The organism is Pedobacter ginsengisoli, assembly GCF_002736205.1.
Taxonomy (GTDB): Bacteria; Bacteroidota; Bacteroidia; order Sphingobacteriales; family Sphingobacteriaceae; genus Pedobacter; species Pedobacter ginsengisoli_A.
Map to the genome: position 1 here is coordinate 1174814 of NZ_CP024091.1, position 23162 is coordinate 1197975.

General features: G+C 40.3%; 15 protein-coding genes, 3 tRNA genes and 2 rRNA genes. 16 read left to right on the forward strand and 4 right to left on the reverse strand.

Features of this window, described 5'->3' with window-relative positions:
- The first annotated feature begins 81 nt into the window (after positions 1–81).
- From CPT03_RS04770 to CPT03_RS04785, 4 genes are all read left to right on the forward strand, one after another.
- Positions 82–636, forward strand: a complete 555-nt coding sequence (locus CPT03_RS04770) for a YceI family protein (RefSeq protein ID WP_099437774.1) — start codon at positions 82–84, stop codon at positions 634–636.
- A 7-nt stretch (positions 637–643) separates the two neighbouring features.
- Positions 644–1582 (forward strand): DUF5777 family beta-barrel protein, encoded by a 939-nt coding sequence (locus tag CPT03_RS04775; RefSeq protein WP_099437775.1) that lies wholly within the window; start codon positions 644–646, stop codon positions 1580–1582.
- A 17-nt stretch (positions 1583–1599) separates the two neighbouring features.
- A complete protein-coding gene (locus tag CPT03_RS04780; RefSeq protein ID WP_099437776.1) occupies positions 1600–2061 on the forward strand; it encodes a ubiquinol-cytochrome c reductase iron-sulfur subunit in 462 nt (153 codons plus the stop codon).
- 134 nt (positions 2062–2195) lie between these two features.
- On the forward strand, positions 2196–2855 hold the full coding sequence (locus CPT03_RS04785) for a hypothetical protein (protein ID WP_216641607.1): 660 nt from the start codon (positions 2196–2198) through the stop codon (positions 2853–2855).
- Between the two features lie 59 nt (positions 2856–2914).
- Here CPT03_RS04785 and CPT03_RS04790 read toward each other — a convergent pair whose 3' ends face one another.
- Together CPT03_RS04790 and CPT03_RS04795 are read right to left on the reverse strand one after the other, a co-directional pair.
- Positions 2915–4594 (reverse strand): PNGase F N-terminal domain-containing protein, encoded by a 1680-nt coding sequence (locus CPT03_RS04790; RefSeq protein ID WP_099437777.1) that lies wholly within the window; start codon positions 4592–4594, stop codon positions 2915–2917.
- Between the two features lie 17 nt (positions 4595–4611).
- Positions 4612–6534 (reverse strand): response regulator, encoded by a 1923-nt coding sequence (locus CPT03_RS04795; RefSeq protein WP_099437778.1) that lies wholly within the window; start codon positions 6532–6534, stop codon positions 4612–4614.
- 258 nt (positions 6535–6792) lie between these two features.
- Here CPT03_RS04795 and CPT03_RS04800 point away from each other — a divergent pair.
- From CPT03_RS04800 to CPT03_RS04815, 4 genes are all read left to right on the forward strand, one after another.
- Positions 6793–6866: transfer RNA gene (locus CPT03_RS04800), tRNA-Arg, on the forward strand.
- A 273-nt stretch (positions 6867–7139) separates the two neighbouring features.
- Positions 7140–9029, forward strand: a complete 1890-nt coding sequence (locus CPT03_RS04805) for a glycoside hydrolase family 36 protein (RefSeq protein WP_099437779.1) — start codon at positions 7140–7142, stop codon at positions 9027–9029.
- A 40-nt stretch (positions 9030–9069) separates the two neighbouring features.
- Positions 9070–9504, forward strand: a complete 435-nt coding sequence (locus CPT03_RS04810; RefSeq protein ID WP_099437780.1) for a hypothetical protein — start codon at positions 9070–9072, stop codon at positions 9502–9504.
- Positions 9505–9572: 68 nt separating this feature from the next.
- Entirely contained in the window at positions 9573–10226 is a 654-nt protein-coding gene (locus CPT03_RS04815) for a hypothetical protein (protein ID WP_099437781.1), read from the forward strand.
- Between the two features lie 70 nt (positions 10227–10296).
- Here CPT03_RS04815 and CPT03_RS04820 read toward each other — a convergent pair whose 3' ends face one another.
- Positions 10297–12027 carry a DUF4091 domain-containing protein gene (locus CPT03_RS04820; RefSeq protein ID WP_099437782.1) on the reverse strand — a complete coding sequence of 577 codons (1731 nt, stop codon included), beginning with the start codon at positions 12025–12027 and terminating at the stop codon, positions 10297–10299.
- Between the two features lie 44 nt (positions 12028–12071).
- Complete coding sequence (locus CPT03_RS04825) at positions 12072–12560, reverse strand: helix-turn-helix domain-containing protein (protein WP_317044327.1); 489 nt, start codon at positions 12558–12560, stop codon at positions 12072–12074.
- A 111-nt stretch (positions 12561–12671) separates the two neighbouring features.
- Between CPT03_RS04825 and CPT03_RS04830 the strand changes: the two genes are divergently transcribed.
- The 8 genes from CPT03_RS04830 (at position 12672) to CPT03_RS04865 (ending at position 23103) form a co-directional block, all read left to right on the forward strand.
- Positions 12672–13619, forward strand: a complete 948-nt coding sequence (locus tag CPT03_RS04830; RefSeq protein WP_099437783.1) for a ClpXP adapter SpxH family protein — start codon at positions 12672–12674, stop codon at positions 13617–13619.
- Positions 13620–13780: 161 nt separating this feature from the next.
- On the forward strand, positions 13781–16204 hold the full coding sequence (locus tag CPT03_RS04835) for a TonB-dependent receptor (RefSeq protein ID WP_099437784.1): 2424 nt from the start codon (positions 13781–13783) through the stop codon (positions 16202–16204).
- Positions 16205–16238: 34 nt separating this feature from the next.
- Positions 16239–17420, forward strand: coding sequence for a PepSY-associated TM helix domain-containing protein (locus CPT03_RS04840; protein ID WP_099437785.1), 1182 nt, complete (start codon positions 16239–16241; stop codon positions 17418–17420).
- Positions 17404–17586, forward strand: a complete 183-nt coding sequence (locus CPT03_RS04845) for a hypothetical protein (protein ID WP_099437786.1) — start codon at positions 17404–17406, stop codon at positions 17584–17586. Before CPT03_RS04840 ends, CPT03_RS04845 begins: the two co-directional genes overlap by 17 nt.
- A 553-nt stretch (positions 17587–18139) precedes the next feature.
- Positions 18140–19661: ribosomal RNA gene (locus tag CPT03_RS04850) — 16S ribosomal RNA — on the forward strand.
- Between the two features lie 173 nt (positions 19662–19834).
- A tRNA-Ile gene (locus CPT03_RS04855) sits at positions 19835–19909 on the forward strand.
- A gap of 15 nt (positions 19910–19924) precedes the next feature.
- A tRNA-Ala gene (locus tag CPT03_RS04860) sits at positions 19925–20001 on the forward strand.
- Positions 20002–20226: 225 nt separating this feature from the next.
- Positions 20227–23103: ribosomal RNA gene (locus CPT03_RS04865) — 23S ribosomal RNA — on the forward strand.
- The 16S and 23S rRNA genes sit together here with 2 tRNA genes alongside, the layout of an rRNA operon.
- Positions 23104–23162 lie beyond the last annotated feature (59 nt).

Below are 23162 nucleotides of genomic sequence, written 5' to 3' on the forward strand. Positions count from 1 at the left end.
AGGCAACCTTGTTGTTCCGTGCTCCGTACTAGGAGATATAAGTTCATTAAAACTTAAACAAGGTAGTAGCTCAATTACATCATGAATAGAATTAGAAAAATAACCCGGGTGTTGATTGCACTCTTGCTGCTACACCTAAGTGCCGGGGCACAAAATTTTGTTAGTAAGAATATTAGAATTGGCTTATTCTCATCAACCCCATTAGAAGACATTAGAGCGGTAAGTGATAAGGGCAATGCTGTGCTTGTTTCTAAAACCAGAGAAATAGTTGTGCAACTGGATGTTAAAACGCTGGAGTTTGACAGGAAACTGATGCAGGAGCATTTTAATGAGAATTATATTGAAAGCGATAAATATCCTAATGCAAAATTTAAAGGTGTTATAGATCAACCGATAGATTTTACTAAGGATGGCAATTATGGGGTAACTGTTACCGGTACTCTATCGGTACATGGAATAGATAAGAAACGTACGATTCCGGGAAAAGTAATTATAAGCAATGGTGTTGTACAGATTAGCACCGAGTTTAATGTTGCATGTGTAGATCATAATATTAAAATACCCAAGCTGGTGTTTGCCAAGATTGCGGAGTTTATTACGATAAAAGCTGAAGGTAAATTCAATCCATTAAAATAACAAACCCATGAATAAGATTAAATATTTACTGATTTCCTTTTCGCTTTTTACATTGCATGCTCAGGCTCAGGAGGCAGATTCTTTGTTGAAAGCTCTGGATAGCGGACGTGTTGCCAGCACGGTAGACGCTGCTTTTAAGTCGACACACGTAGTTTTATCCCACTCTAGTGAAACCCAAAAAAAACATGATCTGGATTTGAGGATCCGCCATCATTTTGGTGATATAGGAGGGCGTTTTGGAAGCGCTCATACTTTATATGGTTTGGATGTAGCTACAGACTTGTTTATTGGATTGGACTATGGTGTAACCGATGATTTTACTGTAGCAGTTGGAAGAAGCAAGCAAGATGAACTTTTCAATTTCTCTGGTAAGTACAAGCTTTTAAAACAGAAAACTGATGCCTCTATGCCAATTAATATGACGCTTTTTGCACAGTTGGGATGGATTGCACGAGAACCTCTTAATAATAGTGAGTTTGCACAGTATAGTGATCGGTTTTCTTATTTCTTTCAGTCTATTATCTCACGTAAGTTTTCGTCACGCCTTTCATTGGAGGTAATGCCGGGTTATTTATTGAGAAGTAATGTTGAAGACAACGGGGATGCTAAGAATCTTTTTTCTCTTGGCTTTGCAGGAAGAATGAAAATAACAAAACGGCTTTCTTTTATTGCAGATTATACACTGGTAAATGGATTATCGAGACCTAAAGATTTAACTGAATCTTACTATAATCCTTTTGGTGTTGGATTGGAAATAGAAACGGGTGGGCATATATTCTCCTTAAACTTCATGAACTCGGAATATATAGTTGAGAATAATTTTATTCCAAATACTAAGAAATCATGGAGTAAAGGTGGGGTGCGTTTTGGCTTTACCATATCAAGAAATTTTACCCTGTTCAAATCAAAGAAAGAGGATCCGGATAAAAAATCAAAAATCTACTAGACTAAAATTTAAAAATTATGGAACGCGACGAATTTATCAAATCACTGGGATTAGGACTGGCATTGGTTTGTACAGGATCTTGTTTGTCGGGCTGCGGAAAAAGTAGCAACGATGGACCAGAGGATAAACCTGATCCGGGGCCAGGAGGTGGAAATACTAATACTGCCACTATAGATTTATCAACTGATCTTAAAGCTATAGGCGACCAGGCTAAAGCAAATGGTGTACTGTTTTTTAGAATAGCCGCAGGCAATACTGCTGCTTCATTTGTAGCTACAGAATCCATTTGCCCTCATCAAGGCGGAAATTTAGTGTGGAAACAGGCTGATAATAGAATACAATGTCAATTGCACTTTTCTGAGTACGCAACTAATGGTTCTGTGCTTCAGGGACCACAGGGTACAACAGGAAATACGAGGACATTGAAAATTTACAGCACCTCGATTAGTGGAACTAAACTTACGGCTACAATTGCATAATAATGTGCTTTTCTTCTAATGAAAAAATTATTTTCATTTCTTGTTAATGTTGGTACGATATGTGTAAATTGTATAGAGTTATCTGTGTAATTAATAACAGGATAACGGACATTCAATTAGCTATTTAAAAAGTTATGAAAAAACTACTTTCACTGATTGCCATTTTAAGTTTCTGTGTGAGCTTAAGTATGGCACAAACTGCCCCTGCTGCAGCAACCAAAGCTACAGCAAAAGCTAAAAAAGAAACTTCGAAAGCTAAAGATGCTGCAGCTGATGCGAAGAAGGAAGCTGCAAAGGCGAAAGCTGATGCAAAGAAAGATGCAACTGCTGCCGCGAAGAAAGAGGCCGCTAAAGCTAAAGCCGACGCTAAAAAAGAAGCGACAGCTAAAGCCAAAGCTGCTGCTGATGTAAAAAAAGAAACAACTGCAGCTACTACTGCCGAAGTGAAGTTAAAAAAAGATGGTACACCTGATAAGCGTTTTGCAAAAACTGCAGCAGCTGCAACCAGTGATGTGAAACTTAAAAAGGATGGTACGCCTGATAAGCGTTATTCTGCAACAGCTGCCAAAGAAAAAGCTACAGCTCCTGCAAAAGAAGTTAAAAAAGAAGTAACAGCGGTAAAAAAACAAACAACTACTGCTGTAGCGAGTAATGCTAACAAAGATTATAAACCAACTGTTGACAGATCTTTGAAAGGACCAAATTCTGAAGTAGTTTATACCGGCCCACGTGGTGGTAAATACTATATCAATAAAAATGGTAACAAAACTTATATTAAAAGGGAAGCAGAGTAGTTTTAAAATCTGATTCGAATAATGAAAAAAGGCATCCACACAGGATGCCTTTTTTTATGCTATTCTTTATCGCCAATTAGTGTTCCTGATACATTCCAGGCACTAAAACTGCCTCCTTCGGGTTTGCCTAGCGGTATTGCTACCTGGAAGGTGTGTTTACCCGGTTTAAGATCCGGTAACGGAACTTCTACAGGTAAAGTAATTGTGCCGGGGCACCAGTTTGAACGGCTAAGATCTGATGATGAAAGACCATTGCCAAAGTTGCCCGAAGCCGGATTTAAGAATCTGTAAGTGGCGCAATCTTCTCTCCATGGAATAAAGTGATACACTCTTTTGCCATCTACAAAAATTTCATTTTGTTTGGGTACAAATTCATCTCCGCCACCCCAGCCGCCATGGCCTGTTGTAAGGTACCTTAGCTTTAGGTTTTTTACGCCTTGTGGTATATCAACTGCCACTGTAAGAGAGTCCTGATCGAACATGGTGCCATATTCTTGTCCAGACATTTCCATTAAGTTGGTTGTGTTAAATGCAGGCATTATCCATTTCTTTTCTTCTTTTTGACTCTCGCCTTCGTAACCAGGATAATATTTGAAATAAAGACTGGCTTTATGGCCTCCTTTATCATAGTTGCCTATGAAAACCCCTATCCATACTTCGCCTTGTAAACGTGGTAACAGAGCGCTGATGTCTTGCTTGTATACAACGGAGTCGGCCCAGTTATATCCTTTTATTTTTGCCTGTGCATTAAAATGATTCACACCAAAGGAGGTGAAAAACCGCATTAACTCTAGTGGTGGTAAATAATTATCGGTGGCTGTAACTCCCTGGTATTTCTTTCCATTTCTGGCTGAATATAAAGGAAGTGCCTGGATGCCATTTTGTAAAGCATCAAGATAAGATACAGATTTGTCGGTAGGGATCATAAATACAGATCCTGTACGGTCATAAGCATCACCGTTAGAATGTTGCGCCAGTTCAACAAATAATTGCTGACCTGCTTTTGTAGCTGGTAACTTTACTTTTTTAAGAATTATAGTACCACCAGAAAAATGGTAGGTAACATTAGCTTGTTCTCCTTTAGGGTTTTCTGTTTTGTTGCCAAAGCTTATCTGCTCATTATTAAAAATGGTGAGTGTATTGTAACGGCTTTCTATTACCTGACGCTGGTAAGCTGGCTCATCCAATAGGGTGCCCCAGTTTTTTGGCCAGGCAAGTTCTTCTGGAGTTACGGCGCGGTATTCAATTTTCTTTGCAATGGTTTCAGAATTTCCGTTACGGATGGTTTTAAGAATTAATCCTAATCCGGGAGCTATTGAAATACTTGGTGTTCCTTTAATTTTAAGGTCGTTTGTATACCAAACTTCAATAGTGTTTGAGCGGATAAACACTTTTGCTTTTTTACATGGGATACCTAGAATGGTATCAATTCCCGTTAGGAGTTCGGCCTTTACATATTCTGAAAAAGGTTTTTTAAGCGTATAAACGATGCCGTTGTTATTTTGCACCTGGTAGCTAACTTTTTGAGCAGTTTGCAGGTATTGCTGTTCGGTTTGGCGACCTTGGGGAACCAGGTGTACCTGACTGCCTTTAATGAACATTTTTTGTTCAGCTTTTGAATCTTTTCCGTTGTTTCGGAAGCCATAGGTAATAACAGCTTCTGTAGCTTTGGTGTTTATTTGTGAAAACGATGGGGCACTGGTTAAAAGCAGCGCAAACCCTAATAGAAGTACTCTCATAGGGCATAAAGTTAAGATTATTTTACCTCAAGTACCTCTAAAAAGAGTTCAAACATTTCTTCGGGTTTAAATGGTTTTGAAAGGATGTAAAGTATCCCCATCTCTTTAAGCCTAAGCCTAACTTCTTCAAGCACATCGGCAGTAAAAATGATCACTTTGGTATCCGGATAGTTTTCCTGAATGTGTTTGGCTAACTGGTAGCCGTCCATTCCTGGCATGTGCAGATCAACCAGAACAACATCAAATTTTTGTTCTTTTAAAAGCTCTATGGCCGCATATCCATTCTCGGCTTTATCGGCATTAATTCCAAAACGGCTTAGCTGACGGCTGGCTACTAACAGATTGGTAATGTTATCATCAACAATTAGCAGTTTAAAATCGGGCAGGGGAGGGAAATCAAATTCGTTTGTCATCGATTTATTTTCTGGTTGCAGTGGAATACTCTTTTTAAAATCAATTTGAAACTCAAATACTGAGCCTACTGATGGTTTACTTGTTAAATGAATTTGGCTGTTAAAAAGTCTGACTAGACCTCTGGTGATATTTAGGCCCAGACCGCTTCCTTGCTGTTGCCTGTGTGAATCTTGTTGTACCTGATGGAACTTATCAAATACCAGGTTGTGCAGATGCTCTGGAATACCAATTCCTGTGTCAGAAATTTTAAAAAGGATACTGGCTTTATTATGCTGATTAAGAATTGTTGTTAAAGTAATGCCAACTTCGCCCTTTTCAGTAAACTTAATGGCGTTTGCTATCAGGTTATTTAATATTCTTCTTAATCTTAGGTCATCTATCATTAATGATTCTGGTATCAGATGATCATGATTGAAGGTGAGCAATAGATCTTTTGCTTTGGCTGAGGGTAAAAAATGCTTGTAAACATTATTGACAAGAGATACCAGGTTTGTTGGGCCCTCATTTAGTTCCATCTTTTTACTTTCAATTTTTTCCAGATCTAAAATGTCATTTATTAGGTGTAGCAGGTGATTAGAAGAGTGTTTTAAATGGTCTATATACTCTTTTGTATCCCTGTTTGATGATGTAGCCTGATCAAGGAGATTACTTATGCCAATGATTGCATTTAATGGTGTCCTGATTTCGTGACTCATAATAGACAGGGTTTCTGTCCTTTTTCGGGCAATTTGTTCAGCCAGATTTTTAGCCTCAATAAGCTCAAACTCATTGTTTTTATTGTGGGTAATATCTTTCAATATTCCTCTGAATAATCGAACAGTGTCACCTTCAATTACAGGTACTGCGGATGCTCTTACCCATTTTTTATTCTTTTTGGCCGTAATTAATTCCAGTTCTATATCGAAAGGAGCATTTTGGTTTAATGTGGTTTTTAAAGCCTTTAGTAATTTAACTCTATTCTCTCTGTCGAATGACTGTGGAATATGATTGCAATTGATAATGCTATTATCCTCTGATTCGTTTATTTCATAGATCTGTTTTGTTAAAAAAACCTCTTTTGTAATAGTATTATATTCCCATCCGCCCATTTTGGATATTTCATGACTCATTTCCAGGAGGTCGTTAATCCTTTTGAGCTCACGGCTATTCTGCTCCAGCTTATCTGTCATTTCTTTTTTAGCCGTAATGTCTTCTATTACGCATATTATCTTGGTATCAGTATTGGGCGAATCAATTTTTTGAAATTTAGCGCAATACCAAAGTTTTTTGTTTTTATCAAAATCGGGATATATACATTGTTGCCTTTCTCCGGTACTTAAAAGCTTATTTATGCAGTCGATAAATATATTTCCAAATTCACCAAATACTTCGGGGATGCTTTTATTGGTGAAAAATTCTGGGGGCATGAATAATTTGGTTTTATCTTTTGTCCAAACCCGCTTAATTACAGCTTGTTCTGTTAATTCAACAATTAGATCATCCAGTGCTTCAATTAACGATTGCAAATTATGAGCGTCGTCTTCCATAGTTCTGTGGGTGTAGATTTTTAAAGTTTGCGTGGGAATCCTCTAATCGTAGCAAAAGTTCCCCGTTTTCTTCTGGTTTTGTTTATATCGGTATATATATGCAACATCTATGCCTTAATTATATTGTGTAGCTGTTATTTTTAAGTAACTGGTAATCTTTATTATTACTTTTTTTATGCAGGTTTTTTAGAAAATTCTAAAAATAGATTTGCGCTTATTCGCATGTTTTTATATCTTTGGCGCTCCTTAAGGGGAAAGGCCTTGGTAGCTCAGTTGGATAGAGCAACGGTTTTCTAAACCGTGGGTCAGGGGTTCGAATCCCTTCCAGGGTACAAGAAATTTATTTCTTAATTAAAGGCGACGTTGCTCCAGACGTCGTCTTTTTTTTGCCCGTCAAATTCTCTACAACATTTGGTATTTCAATAGAATAGTTCATGGAAATGAAGGTATTATTTATTGTTTTAATTTAGGATTAAGTTTACATTTAGGCTTTACCAATTCTATGTTCATATTTGGATATTACTACTATCTATAGGAAAATCATATCCCTGTATACGATGGGTGTATGAATATGCTTAAATAGAATATATTGTTTAATATACATTATGTTAAAGAGAAAATATTTTTTATTCCAGCTATTTACCCTGATGCTGTTAACTCCGGGTATAAGTTTTGCACAAAGCAAGAAAGATGGCGTTGATGTAAGTTTTTTAAAGACCTTAAAAAATGCACGGTCTGCAGTAATTTTATCGGATGGATCAGAGGCTGCAAAATCAGCTATTTCCGTGCAACGTAATTGGAATGGGGAGTTGTGCAAACTTTCGGTAAAAAACAATTCATCCGTGCCTCAGCGTATTCGAGAGGTTGTTGTATTTGATTTTCAGCATAAGTTGCCTGGCACAACCCCATTGTATGGTGAAGCTTTTCAAAAACTTGGACAAACAGGGGGTACGCTTGCAAAGCCTGAGGATTGGGGAACATATAGCGACAGAAACCATTACAAAATACCAGAACCAGAAAGTTTGCGTACGGTTTATGGCATGCTCACTTTGGAGTTGCAAAATGCACAGCGCATGTTATTAGCTACCACTTCTTGTGAAAAGTTTATTTCCAGATTCTCTTTTGATAGCAAACGTCTGCGTATTTCTCTAGATTGTGAAAACTTGAGTCTGCAACCAGGCGAAACCTGGAATCTGGAAGAGTTTATTGCCAGCGCTGGAAAAGATAGAGAAAAGCTTTATGATTTATTGACCAATGCAATAGCCAAACATCATCCAAGGCTAAAGCATGATCCTGTTCCAATGGGATGGTGTTCGTGGTATTGTTTCGGGCCAGGTGTTACGGCAAAAAACGTTTCAGATAACACTAACTGGATTGCTAAACACCTTCCGCAGTTAAAGTATATACAGATAGATGATGGTTACCAGCCCTGGATGGGCGATTGGCTGGATAAGGGAAAAGCTTTTGGTGGTGATGTTGTACAAGTATTGCACGACATAAAGGATAAGGGATTAGAGCCAGCCATCTGGGTTGCCCCATTTGTTGTCAGCCCCGAATCGGAATTGTTTAAGCAACATAGGGATTGGTTTGTTAAAGATCAGAATGGAGAACCTTTACGGTCTGATAAGGTTGGTTTTGGAGGGTGGCGTTTAGGACCATGGTATGTACTGGATGGCACGCATCCGCAGGTACAGGAATACTTTGTAACCCTTTTTAAAACCATGCGCGACCAATGGGGATGTTCCTATTTTAAATTGGATGCAAATTATTGGGGAACCATACATGGAGGTGTTCACTATGATAAAAATGCAACCAGGATAGAGGCTTATCGTAGAGGTATGAAGGCTATTCTTAAAGGAGCTGGTGATGCATTTATACTTGGTTGTAACCATCCAATTTGGGCATCGTTAGGCTTAATTCATGGCTCAAGAAGCTCAATGGATACCTGGAGGAAATGGGAGTCGTTCAAGGATATTGGAAGAGAAAACCTACTTAGAGGCTGGCAAAACGGGCGATTATGGTGGAACGATCCAGATTGTATCCTTTTAACCGATAATGGTGCAGAAGATGTTATGGATCAGGGAGGAAATGCAGTTGCCACTAAGAAAGCTGTACTGCCTGAAAATGAATTTTTGTACCATGCTGCAACGGTGTATGCCTCTGGTGGAATGCTACTGAGTGGCGATGATTTAACCACAATTACAGATGAAAGATTAGCTATACTTAAAAAAATGATCCCACCTACAGGGAAGTCTGCAAGGTTTGAAAATGAAAAATTTGAAGTGGGCATCATCAATTTTAAAGATCGTGTTGAACATGTTGTTTTCAATGCCGGTGATGTACCTCTGAAACGGAAAATCAAACTCGGCAAAGGCCGCCATGAGTTGAAGGACAAGTGGACAGGTAAAACATTAGGGATTTATGAACGTGAATTCTCTATTGAATTGGCTGCGCATAGTGCCCTGATTATTGAAGATAGGGGCATTAAAAATTGATTATTAATTTAGAAACACATCGGGTAAGGTAAAGTCATAAATGAAACTAAAAATTCAATTTTTTTTAGGCTTTTTAATAATGCAAGCCGGAATGCTGATTGCGCAGACCAAGAGTACCAATAAAATACAACTAGGGGAGATTGATTCAACCAATATTTTTAAAAGTGCCGATTATTATAATTGGTGTCCATCGGTAATTAAGGGTGATGATGGTAAATGTTATATGTTTTATTCTCGATGGACACATGGCCGGCGCAAGTTGGATGATGATTCTCTAAATTATATTTTTGATGGTTTCATGGGCTGGATGAAGTATTCGGAAATTGCTTGTGCTGTTTCTGATAAACTACTAGGCCCTATAAGGTTGTTAAGACTGTGCTCCCTTATGCAGGTAAGCCCGGTCAGTGGGACAGATTTACCAAACATAACGCCCACATCAGAAAATTTAATGGTTATTATTATCTATATTATATAAGTAGTTCTTTTAATTCAGCTTTTACCTTTAAAAATAATCCCAACCCCAAAAAGGAGGCTTTACAATGGATGAGGTACAACGCAGCACAATCAATAGGTGTTGTAAAAGCCAAAACGATTGAAGATCTTTTATCTGGCAATTATACGCGTCCAAGCGAACCGATTATGACTGTTGATAATAAGCAGACTTATGAAGTAGCTAATAACCCCTCTGTAACGCAGGGACCCGACGGTAAGTATTATATGATGTACAAATCCAGAATACCCAATGGACAAATGACTTTTTGGATAGCCAAGAGCAATAGACCCGATGGTGAATTCAAAACAATATCGAATGTTGTTCATGATAAGGATTTATCGAGCGAAGATCCTTCCATGTGGTATGATAAGAAAAGAAAGAGTTTCTTTGCTGTAGCGAAATATTTTTCAAAAAGTTTAAAATATGCCCCAGAATTTGGCTGCTTATATTTAATTGAATCTACAAACGGAATAGATTGGCAACCTGCAAAAAATACATTGGTTTCTTTAAAGGAACTCAATTTCAAAAATGGTACTAAAGTTAAACTAGAGAATCTGGAGAGACCTTTTGTTTATACTGACGAAAACGGCCAGCCTTTGGCCTTGTTTGCAGCAGGAAATATAGTTTTCCCAACCAAGGGAAACGTGGATCATGTTGATGATTACTATAATACGTTTATTGTTTCGTTTCCAATAATAAAATAATACTGCTCTCTTATAATTCATTCAATCAGATCGTTATAAGAGAGCAGTATTGGTTAACTTATTTTACCAATTAGTTATTCAGAATTTCCTGGGTTTTTGATAAGGTCTCAGCTGCAGTTGTTTTAGGCAGGTTGCCCAGTTCAAACTGTTTTAAAGCATTTTCCAATTGCTGTAGTTTTTCCGTTTGATTCTTAGCAGAATATTCCTTTCTAAGTAGTCTTATTTTTTCAAAATCCTGTGCCCCTTCAATCATCTTCTCGAAACGTACTGAACTAAATGGTCCGGGATAAACCAGATAGGTATCGCCCGCAGGCCATGCTGTAAAGCGGCTATCGGTTAGCGGGCTTTTTGTCCAGCTATTATAAGCCCAGCGCAAATAGCCATCCATATTTTTATTGGCCGTATACCAGCCCATCCAAACCTGTTCTGCTGGCGATGAAAAGGTAAATGCATTTGGATAAGGTTCTGTACAGCAGGTATACCAGGTACTTATTTTTCCTTCTGCATGGCGATTTTTCAATACTTCGGCAGGATATTCCCATTTAGAAGCGATACAGTAGTTGAAAACATCTTTTTCAATTTCCTCGTGGTACTCTCCGGCCAAAGCTATTTTCCATTTACTATCAATTGATTTTAAAAGGGCTATAACACTTTTCATATCGGGCATGGGTCTTTCATCCATAGCAATATAGGTTTTGGTAAACCAGTTTTTCTGTTTTAAGTGTCGGGTAAAATCTTTCAGCATAGTACCCCAAAAAACGTTATAAGCAGGGGTGCCAATGGCTTCGGTAAAAACTGCTTCTTTATTAGTGCTTTCATCAAAATAAGTAAAGGCAATTTTCCATGGCACCATGCTGTAACAGTTAATTCGCTGATTAATGCCACAGCTCATAGTAAAGGCTATATACTTGTCAAATAAGCTATAATCATAACTCCAGGTACCATCTTTCTTCTTGGTCCATTTTATCAAGCTCGGATAATCATCATAAGTTTGATGCCCCCAGGGTTCATTTACAATACTGGTGGTAATTGTTTTTTGTCCGGCATTGGCCAGCATTTTGTAATAATCTTTCATTAATGCAAAATGCCGATCGCTCCATAATTGTACCTTGTGAACTCTGGCAATAGCTGCAGGGTGCTGCCATAAGTCTAAATCATATGCCCACTGGCTTGGTGCAGGTAACGTTTTGTCTATTACCCTGATCGAAATTTCCTGCGTTTTGGCTTTCGCACCTTTAATAGTCACACTGCCTTTGTAGGTGCCGGCTTTTACCTGTTGCGGAACTTTTATAGCAAGCCAAACCGGCTGTGTACTATTAGGGGTAATAGTAACCACCTTTGTTTTGGTGTCTATAAGATCAGCAACATATGACGAGTCAAAATCTGTCGGTTTCCTGTAGCCACAGCCATCTCTAAATTCATCAGTAATTACATATTTGATAAAGCCTGTTGAAAGGTTTTCCTTTTTAATGGTGTTGCCTTCCGCGCTTTTTAGATCAGATAGCTCCAGGCTTACCTCTGCTGCATCTTTTGTCCACAAGAGGAGTTGGGTATTCACAGTTTCGCCTTTCCAGGTACTAAAAGTCCAACTATTTTTGATGGCAACCACAGGTGGCAGCTCTTTAGCAAAACGTTGGTTGCTGGTTGCAAAACTTACATTTAATCCATCAGGCACTTTTGTCCATTTAGAAGCAACAGCTTCTGTGCTTAACTTAGGGTTTTTCTGTAAAGCCAAACTGGCATCTTGGGCATTAACTGTTGCGGCAGTTAATAGCGTTAAAATAAATAGTGAAAACTTCATAATCTACAAGTTATCAATTGTAAATCATAGCCGGAAAAGCTTTTTTAGCGCAACCGTTTGTGTAAATGTAACAAAGCTGATGAATGAAGGGCATTTCTGTAAGCAGAACCCCATTTGGCAATTTCATCTATAATTGGTTCCAATGTTCTACCATATTCCGTAACTTCATATTCGACCGTTATAGGTTTGGTATTAAGAACGGTACGGCTAACAAGGTGGTTCATTTCCATGTCTTGCAATTCTTTAGACAACATTTTTGCTGCTATACCATTTACTTCACGCAGAAGATCCATAAAACGCATTTTGCCACCTTCCATTAAAGTTCCCAGGATATGGAATTTCCATTTCCCCGACAGAATTTCCATAGTGTCTTTAATTGCTGTGATCCGAAGTTTACAAATCGGAGTGTTATTTACTATCTGATTTTTCCCCATCGACTTTACTTTTTGCAGTGTTGCATTACAATACAAAATTAAGAAAGCCAAAGGTGGTTTCCAATTGGTAAGTAGTTTCCAAAAGGAAACTGATAACATATGTAAACTACTTCTGCTTTAACTTTACAATGTTTTAAAAGTTATCATTACTGCTAATATGTAATTCAAGTTTGTCTCTGTACCAGCGGCAAATGTTTAAAAAATAAAATTATGTCAAACGAGACGGCAAAATATAACCCACTGTTGTGTGATCCGGAAACAGGTTTATGTGAAATTCCAGGCTTGAAAGATGAAAGATTGTCTGTAAGTAAAGTTCAATCAGAAGTAAAACCAGTAAAAATAATTTACTTTACAGATCCTATTTGCTCTTCATGTTGGGGAATAGAGCCACAGCTAAGGAAATTGAAATTGGAGTATGGCAATAATATAGAGGTCGAGTATCGTATGGGTGGGTTATTACCTGATTGGAGCTATAATTCGGGGGGAATCAGCCAACCGTCTGACGTAGCACGCCATTGGGATGAGGTAAGTACACATTATGATATGCCGATTGATGGAGATGTTTGGCTTGAAGATCCTTTAAATTCTTCTTATCCGCCTTCCATTGCATTCAAAGCAACTCAATTGCAAGATAATGATAAAGCCATTTTGTTTTTAAGGGAGGTTAGAGAAATGGTTTTCTTGCAGAAAAAAAATATTGCCAAATGGGAACACATGGCAACTGCTGCTGAAAATGTAGGTTTAGATGTAACGAAGTTAAAGTCTGACTACGAAAATCAGGCAAAAATATTGTTCGAAGAAGATTTGAAATTGGCAAAGGATTATGGCGTGAGAGGATTTCCAACAATGTTTTTTGAAGGGCAGGATGGGGCTGAAGAACTTGTTTACGGATCAAAACCTTATGCTTTTTACGAAATGGCAGTTTTGAAACTTCAGCCTAATGCTGTAAAAACTGAGTACAGTAAAAATTGGGAAACACTTTTTTCTAAGTACCAATCTTTAACCGCTAAAGAATTTGCTGAATTATCTGGAACACCAAGAAATGAAAGCGAGCAAAAGTTAAATGATCTGGCGTTAAAAGAAAGCCTTGAAAAATTAACAACTAAAAACGGCGCCATTTGGAAGCTAAGGCATATCAAGAAGTTTTTGCCTTTATAATTTTTTTTAAAACACAATTTTTCCGCTTGAAGTGATGGACTGTATTTGGTTATAAAATGCTTTTAATCAGTTATTAATTACTTTGTTTAGAATAATTTTAAATAATATTGTTTAGAATCGTTTTAAATAGTAGGTTTGTCGAAAATTAAAATCAACAAACCATGATAAAAACCATTACTAATTGTATTCTTTTATTAGTGTTTTCAGCCAGCTTGTCGTTCGCGCAAACAGGAGGTATTAGTGGCTCGGTAAAAACATCTGACGGAAAGCCTGCTGAGCTTGTAACCGTAAGTATTAAAGGAACAGGGAAAACTGCCTTAACAGATAAAAAAGGAGCATATCAGCTAAAGAATATTAAAATTGGCAGATATACACTGATTGCTACATTCATTGGTCTGGTAAAACAAGAACAGGCTATTGAGGTAAAATCAGACGAAACGGTATCTGCTGATTTTGTACTTAATGAAAATTCTGATCAATTAAAAGAGGTAATTATTTCCTCTAGAAATACAAATAAAGTAACTGCTGCCGTTGCCAAAATGCCTTTAAAAAATCTGGAGAATCCACAAGTATATAGTTCTGTTTCTTCCGAAATATTAAAACAGCAGGCTATCAGTAATTATGATGATGCATTAAGGAATATTCCGGGAATTTCAAGAACCTGGGAATCAACAGGAAGAGGTGGCGATGGAGCCTCTTATTTTGCACTACGTGGTTTTGAAGCACAACCAAGCCTGATTAATGGTTTGCCCGGCTTAACCAGCGGAAACCTTGATCCGGCAAATGTAGAGGAAATACAGGTAATGAAAGGCCCTTCAGGTACATTGTTTGGAGCAAGCTTTTATGGTTATGGTGGAATTATAAATACCATTACCAAAAAACCTTATTACGATTTTGGCGGAGAGATAGCTTATAATTTTGGAAGTTTTGGCTTGAACAGAGTAGCCGCCGACGTAAATATGCCTTTAAGCAAAACCGAAAAGATTGCATTACGTGTTAATACAGCTTACCATACAGAAAATAGCTTTCAGGATGCAGGCTTTAAAAAATCATTCTATGTAGCACCTAGTTTAGCCTATGAAGTAAACGACAGACTTTCATTTCAGGTAATGACCGAAATTTTGCAGGAAGAAAGAGCAGTAGCGCCAGTATTTTTTAATACCAATAGGGATGCTCCATTGATTTTTAAAAACATTAAGGAGTTGAACCTGAACAGGAATCTTTCATTTATTAGCAATGACCTGACCATGAAAAACCCAAGGTATAATCTGCAAGGCCAAATGCTTTATAAGCTTTCAGATCAGTGGACTTCGCAAACGGTGATTTCAAGAGGTAATGTGAAATCAGACGGTTATTATACTTATATATGGGATGATGCGGTTAGAGACAACTATTTTGACCAGTGGTTTAATAAGGAAAATCAAACTACAAACTCTACTGATATCCAACAGAATTTTAATGGAGATTTCAAGATTGGGAATTTAAGAAACCGTGTTTTGGTTGGCTTGGACTATTTTAGTCGTAATGTGATCAGCAACAGGTCTGGTTGGGCAGCCATTAGAAAAATATCACCTCAGCAGAGTGAAACATATGTAGGTTCTGAATTGGAATCAATTGATGAGCCTATATATTTAAGTCAGCAATTGGTTGATAATGCATTAGCAGGCCAAACAGGTAGTCGTAGTAATATTAAAAATAGCATTTACAGCGCCTATGTTTCGGATGTGATCAATTTTACTCCTTCACTAAGTGCAATGGCTAGTTTAAGAATGGACTATTTAGATTCAAAAGCAGGTTTGACTAAATCAGATGAAGATTATAACCAATTGGTGTTCTCGCCTAAATTTGGATTGGTTTATCAGCCTTTGCTTGATAAAGTATCGGTTTTTGCCAATTATATGAATGCATTTTTTAATGTGCCTCCGTATGAAACCTTTGACAATAATAATGTAAGCCAGGGAGTAAGGGCATTTAAACCAGAACGTGCTAACCAATGGGAAGCTGGTGTAAAAACAAGTTTATTCTCGGATAAGTTGTTCGCTACCGTTTCAGTTTATGATATCAGAGTAGAAAACCGTGTGTACTTTACCCAAACTGGTAATGCTATACAGGGAGGTAAGACTGGTAGTAAAGGTTTTGACCTAGATTTAAGTGCAAATCCTTTCGCAGGTTTTAATATCATTGCAGGGGTAAGCCACAGTAGAATTAAGGTTCTTGAAGGAAACTCGAGTTTACCAGATGATTTTTACAATCAAGTAGGAAGAGCCCCTGGAGGTCAGGGACCACAGAATCTGGCAAATTTATGGGCTACTTATAAATTTGAATCTGGTAAGCTAAAGGATTTTGGTATAGGATTAGGTGGAAATTATGCTGGTGTATATAAAGTAATTGACAACAGCGTAACAGGTGTATTTGAACTACCAAGTTATACCTTATTAAATGCAAGTTTGTTTTACAACTCAAACAAGTACAGGTTTACCTTTAATATGAATAACCTGACCAATGAAGATTATTATATTGGTTACTGGTCAGTTAATCCACAGAAACCCAGGAACTTTGCAGCAAGTTTTGCTTACAAGTTTTAATTTGAAACACTATCTTAGTTAGTTTGAGGTGCTTATGAAGGCTAAAACAATAAAAAAGTGGTTTGATGTTCATAAATGGACCAGCCTTATTTGTACGGTATTTCTACTCATGTTATGCCTCACCGGATTGCCATTGATATTTTACGAAGAAATCGATCATATGTTGGGCAAGGAGATGGAAGTTGCTGCTTTAGTTCCTGGAACCCCAGTGCCTTCAAAAGATGCTGTGCTCGATGAGGCCTTAAAACACGTACCTGTAAAGGCGGTTAAATATGTATCCTGGGATACAGATCACCATCCTGGGCAAATGTTTGTTGTGGTGGCTGATTCCAGTGAAGCACCTATCGAAGCGGATCATTATTTGAATATGAATGAGTATACAGCCAAAGTACTGGATACTCCGCCAAATGAAATGGACTTTATGCAAGTAATGTATTACCTGCATGTAGAAATGCTGGCAGGGATACCTGGTAAACTTTTTCTGGGGCTTATGGGGCTGCTTTTTATTGTAGCTATTATTTCAGGTATAGTTTTGTATGGTCCGATCATGAAGCGTTTTGATTTTGGAATGATCAGGACTGAGAAATCGTCAAGACTAAAGTGGCTTGATTTGCATAATCTACTTGGAATTGTAACGCTAGCCTGGGCATCGGTTGTTGGACTTACAGGAGTGATTAATACGCTTGTTGATCCGGCTCTGGACAAATGGAAGGCTAGTCAGCTTGCTGAGATGGTTGCAGGATATAAAGATAAACCCAAGGTAACGGGAACTTTAAGCTCTCTGGATGCTGCTGTTAAAACTGCGAAGGCGGCAGCTCCGGGAATGGATGTGTCATTTGTAGCATATCCCGGAACGCTTTATTCCAGTAAATATCATTATGCCGTGTACCTTATAGGCACTACACCACTAACCTCTAGAATTATTAAACCTGCGTTGATAGATGCAAAAACCGGAGAGCTTACAGACATGAGAGATCTCCCATGGTATCTGAAAACAATCTTTATTTCCCAGCCATTTCATTTTGGTGATTATGGCGGAATCCCTATGAAGATCATTTGGGCTATTTTTGATATTGCTACTATTATAGTACTGATTTCAGGAATTTATTTGTGGCTTGCCAGGCGCAAAGCTAAATCGGCCCAACTTAAAAGGCTTCTGGGAGAATTCGAATCACTCACTTTATCAACTGTTCAAGAGAATGAAGGAAAGAAATAATGTTTTTTTAAAAGTATGGGGTATGCCCATTCTGCTGTCGGTGGTTACAATTATAGGACTAATATCAGCTATAATGGGGCTAGGAGTGTGGCATTTTATTTCGTGGATGGCATTAAGTATTCCGGTTTATATTATGATCAGATATGGATTAAGATATTTTAAATAGATGCCCGGTTAATTTTTCTTGTTGTTTTTAAGGGTGTTATGGATTTTGGGGTAAAAAAGGGTGATTTAAGTTTGTAGAGTGTTTGAATTTTTCTACTTTTGCATCCCGCTTCGGAGGAAGGGCGTCATTGAGAGGGAAGGTATAGGAGAGAAAGAAATGCTGCAGGAAATTTGAAAAAAGATTTGCGAAGAAGAAAAAGATTTCTACCTTTGCAGTCCCAAACAAAACGGGAGTTATCAAACGGAGTTTGTTAACGATAAAAAGAAGATTGAAAAGCGTTATTGGTTAAACAGCAAGCGGGGAACAATACGACCTTGCAGACAACATAAGCCATTAGCGATTAGATATAAGAAAGGGGATCCGTGAGGTGACCCGCGAAGTTCATTAAAGAGATGTCATTTATCAACGTAGCGAGGTAAGAAAGTACGATTTCAAAGTACATGAAACCGGTGCTATTATTTTAGAGTCAGGTTCTGACAGACAATACAAAAACAAGAATACAGACTATTATTAACAAGTTAAGAATGGTCAGTGATTCAAACTATAACATTTTACAATGGAGAGTTTGATCCTGGCTCAGGATGAACGCTAGCGGCAGGCCTAATACATGCAAGTCGAACGATACCATCTGGCTTGCCAGCTGGGAAAGTGGCGCACGGGTGCGTAACGCGTATGCAACCTACCTTAATCAGGGGGATAGCCCGAAGAAATTCGGATTAACACCGCATAAAAACACAGGATAGCATTATCTAATGTTCAAATATTTATAGGATTAAGATGGGCATGCGTGTCATTAGCTAGTTGGCGGGGTAACGGCCCACCAAGGCGACGATGACTAGGGGATCTGAGAGGATGACCCCCCACACTGGTACTGAGACACGGACCAGACTCCTACGGGAGGCAGCAGTAAGGAATATTGGTCAATGGAGGGAACTCTGAACCAGCCATGCCGCGTGCAGGAAGACGGCCCTCTGGGTTGTAAACTGCTTTTATTCGGGAATAAACCACATTACGTGTAATGTGCTGAATGTACCGAAGGAATAAGGATCGGCTAACTCCGTGCCAGCAGCCGCGGTAATACGGAGGATCCAAGCGTTATCCGGATTTATTGGGTTTAAAGGGTGCGTAGGCGGCTTATTAAGTCAGGGGTGAAAGACGGTGGCTCAACCATCGCAGTGCCCTTGATACTGATGAGCTTGAATGGACTAGAGGTAGGCGGAATGTGACAAGTAGCGGTGAAATGCATAGATATGTCACAGAACACCGATTGCGAAGGCAGCTTACTATGGTTTTATTGACGCTGAGGCACGAAAGCGTGGGGATCAAACAGGATTAGATACCCTGGTAGTCCACGCCCTAAACGATGAATACTCGCTGTTAGCGATATACAGTTAGCGGCTAAGCGAAAGCGTTAAGTATTCCACCTGGGGAGTACGCCCGCAAGGGTGAAACTCAAAGGAATTGACGGGGGCCCGCACAAGCGGAGGAGCATGTGGTTTAATTCGATGATACGCGAGGAACCTTACCCGGGCTTGAAAGTTAGTGAATGATCTAGAGATAGGTCAGTGAGCAATCACACGAAACTAGGTGCTGCATGGCTGTCGTCAGCTCGTGCCGTGAGGTGTTGGGTTAAGTCCCGCAACGAGCGCAACCCCTATGTTTAGTTGCCAGCACGTTAAGGTGGGGACTCTAAACAGACTGCCTGTGCAAACAGAGAGGAAGGAGGGGACGACGTCAAGTCATCATGGCCCTTACGTCCGGGGCTACACACGTGCTACAATGGATGGTACAGAGGGCAGCAAGCTGGCAACAGCAAGCGAATCTCAAAAAGCCATTCACAGTTCGGATAGAGGTCTGCAACTCGACCTCTTGAAGTTGGATTCGCTAGTAATCGCGTATCAGCAATGACGCGGTGAATACGTTCCCGGGCCTTGTACACACCGCCCGTCAAGCCATGGAAGTTGGGGGTACCTAAAGTATGTAACCGCAAGGAGCGTCCTAGGGTAAAACCGATAACTGGGGCTAAGTCGTAACAAGGTAGCCGTACCGGAAGGTGCGGCTGGAATACCTCCTTTCTGGAGTAGGCCAGACTACTCGCTACGTAAATGATATAATGACAGAAGATCTCAAAAAGAAAACCCATAGGATGAAGCATAAGTAAAGTGCTCCATACTGAAGCAGGGAGGATGAGTAAGCATAAGATTTGTGAAATGAGAAATCAGTACTCATGAATCCATGCAAAACAAATAGTCCCGTAGCTCAGTTTGGTTAGAGCACTACACTGATAATGTAGGGGTCAGCAGTTCAAATCTGCTCGGGACTACAAGATTAATCTTAAGGGGGATTAGCTCAGCTGGCTAGAGCGCCTGCCTTGCACGCAGGAGGTCAACGGTTCGACTCCGTTATTCTCCACCATCACCGTTACCTGTTATAAAAGGTAAGGAAATAGGATATCCTAAGGGGTATCCCGGGCTAGAAAAGTTCTTTGACATATTGGAAGAAGTTAAAAAAGAAGAGCAAACAACAATAGAGACGTTGTTTGACCTGAGGAATACCAAAAGCAAGCAATTGCATGAGGTATACTAAAGAGATAACGACAATCAAAAAAGCATTTCCATAGGCGCAAAAGGCTATGGAGAGAAGAAAGTAAATAAGAGCACACAGGGGATGCCTTGGCTCTCAGAGGCGATGAAGGACGTGATAAGCTGCGATAAGCACTGGGGATTAGCAAATATGACTTGATCCGGTGATTTCCGAATGGGGTAACCTGGCTGGTTGAAGACCAGTCGTAATATACGCAAACCTGCCGAACTGAAACATCTAAGTAAGCAGAGGAAGAGAAAATAATAATGATTTCCTGAGTAGTGGCGAGCGAAAGGGAAAGAGCCCAAACCAGCTATGTTACGGCATAACTGGGGTTGTAGGACTACGATGTGATTATAATGCGATGAAGTGGAACAGGATGGGAAGCCTGGCAATATAGAGTGAGAGCCTCGTACACGTAAGTACCATTAGTCTAGTAGTATCCTGAGTACCGCGAGGTCGGAGACGCCTTGTGGGAATCAGCCGGCACCATCCGGTAAGGCTAAATACTCCTGAGAGACCGATAGTGAACCAGTACCGTGAGGGAAAGGTGAAAAGAACCCCGAACAGGGGAGTGAAATAGAACCTGAAACTGTGTGCTTACAAGCGGTCGGAGCGTCCAGGTGGCGTGACGGCGTGCCTTTTGCATAATGAGCCTACGAGTTACTCTTCTCTGGCAAGGTTAAGTGTTTCAGACACGGATCCGAAGCGAAAGCGAGTCTGAATAGGGCGTATAGTCAGGGGAGGTAGACGCGAAACCTTGTGATCTACCCATGGACAGGTTGAAGGTGCGGTAACACGTACTGGAGGACCGAACCGATAAACGTTGAAAAGTTTCCGGATGATCTGTGGGTAGGGGTGAAAGGCTAATCAAACTGGGAAATAGCTCGTACTCCCCGAAATGTTTTTAGGAACAGCGTCGTGGTAGAGTTAAATAGAGGTAGAGCTACTGATTGGGTGCGGGGGAGTCAAATCCTACCAAATCCAGACAAACTCCGAATGCTATTTAATATACACGGCAGTGAGGCGCGGGGTGCTAAGGTCACGCGCCGAGAGGGAAAGAACCCAGACCATCAGCTAAGGTCCCCAAGTTACAGTTAAGTTGAACTAACGAGGTCCGATTGCATAGACAGCTAGGATGTTGGCTTGGAAGCAGCCATTCATTTAAAGAGTGCGTAACAGCTCACTAGTCGAGCGATCGGGCATGGATAATAAACGGGCATAAAATTGTACACCGAAGCTATGGGTAATATTAATATTACGGTAGGGGAGCATTCCAGCGGCAGCGAAGCTATGACGTAAGTTGTGGTGGAGCTTCTGGAAAAGCAAATGTAGGCATAAGTAACGATAAGGCGGGCGAGAAACCCGCCCACCGAAAGGATAAGGTTTCCTGATCAACGCTAATCGGATCAGGGTTAGTCGGGGCCTAAGGAGAACCCGAAAGGGAAATTCGATGGACAACGGGTTAATATTCCCGTACTTTTTATAACTGCGATGTGGGGACGGAGTAGTGACACTGCCGCGATCTGACGGAATAGATCGTTGAAGGCTGTAGGTATTGTACCGGTAGGCAAATCCGCCGGTGTAGCTGAAGGCTGATAGTACCGCAAACCTTCGGGGGCGTGGATAGTGCAGGTAATCAGACTTCCAAGAAAAACCGCTAAGCTTCAGGTTATAAAAACCCGTACCGCAAACCGACACAGGTATCCGGGAAGAGAATTCTAAGGTGCTCGAGTGAATCATGGCTAAGGAACTCGGCAAAATGGCCCTGTAACTTCGGGAGAAGGGGCGCTGGTAGCAATATCAGCCGCAGTGAAAAGGCCCAGGCGACTGTTTAACAAAAACACATGGCTTTGCAAAATCGAAAGATGAAGTATAAGGCCTGACACCTGCCCGGTGCTGGAAGGTTAAGAGGGGATGTCAGTCGTAAGGCGAAGCATTGAATCGAAGCCCCAGTAAACGGCGGCCGTAACTATAACGGTCCTAAGGTAGCGAAATTCCTTGTCGGGTAAGTTCCGACCTGCACGAATGGTGTAACGATCTGGGCGCTGTCTCAGCCATGAGCTCGGTGAAATTGTGGTCCCGGTGAAGACGCCGGGTACCCGCAACGGGACGGAAAGACCCCATGCACCTTCACTACAATTTAACATTGACATTGGATACAGGATGTGTAGGATAGGTGGGAGACTATGAAGCGGCGTCGCCAGGCGTCGTGGAGTCAACGTTGAAATACCACCCTTTCTGTATTCGGTGTCTAACTCCGCCAAGCGGAGGACATTGTTTGATGGGTAGTTTGACTGGGGTGGTCGCCTCCAAAAAGGTAACGGAGGCTTTCAAAGGTAAGCTCAATACGCTTGGTAACCGTATGAGGAGTGCAATAGCATAAGCTTGCTTGACTGTGAGACAAACAAGTCGATCAGGGTCGAAAGACGGATATAGTGATCCGGTGGTTCTGCATGGAAGGGCCATCGCTCAAAGGATAAAAGGTACGCTGGGGATAACAGGCTGATCTCCCCCAAGAGCTCATATCGACGGGGAGGTTTGGCACCTCGATGTCGGCTCGTCACATCCTGGGGCTGGAGAAGGTCCCAAGGGTTCGGCTGTTCGCCGATTAAAGTGGCACGCGAGCTGGGTTCAGAACGTCGCGAGACAGTTCGGTCCCTATCTGTTGTGGGCGTTGGAATTTTGAGTGGGGCTGACCTTAGTACGAGAGGACCGGGTTGGACTAGCCTCTAGTGAATCTGTTGTTCCGCCAGGGGCATTGCAGAGTAGCTACGCTGGGAATAGATAAGCGCTGAAAGCATCTAAGTGCGAAACTAGCCACGAGATGAGAATTCCATATAGGACCGTAGCAGACTACTACGTTGATAGGTTACAGATGTAAAGATGGTGACATCAAAGTCGAGTAATACTAATAATCCGAAGCTTTCAAGAGCAGTAAACTGTTGTTTGTTCTTCAAAACTTAACTTCTTTCAATAATATGTCATTTGTT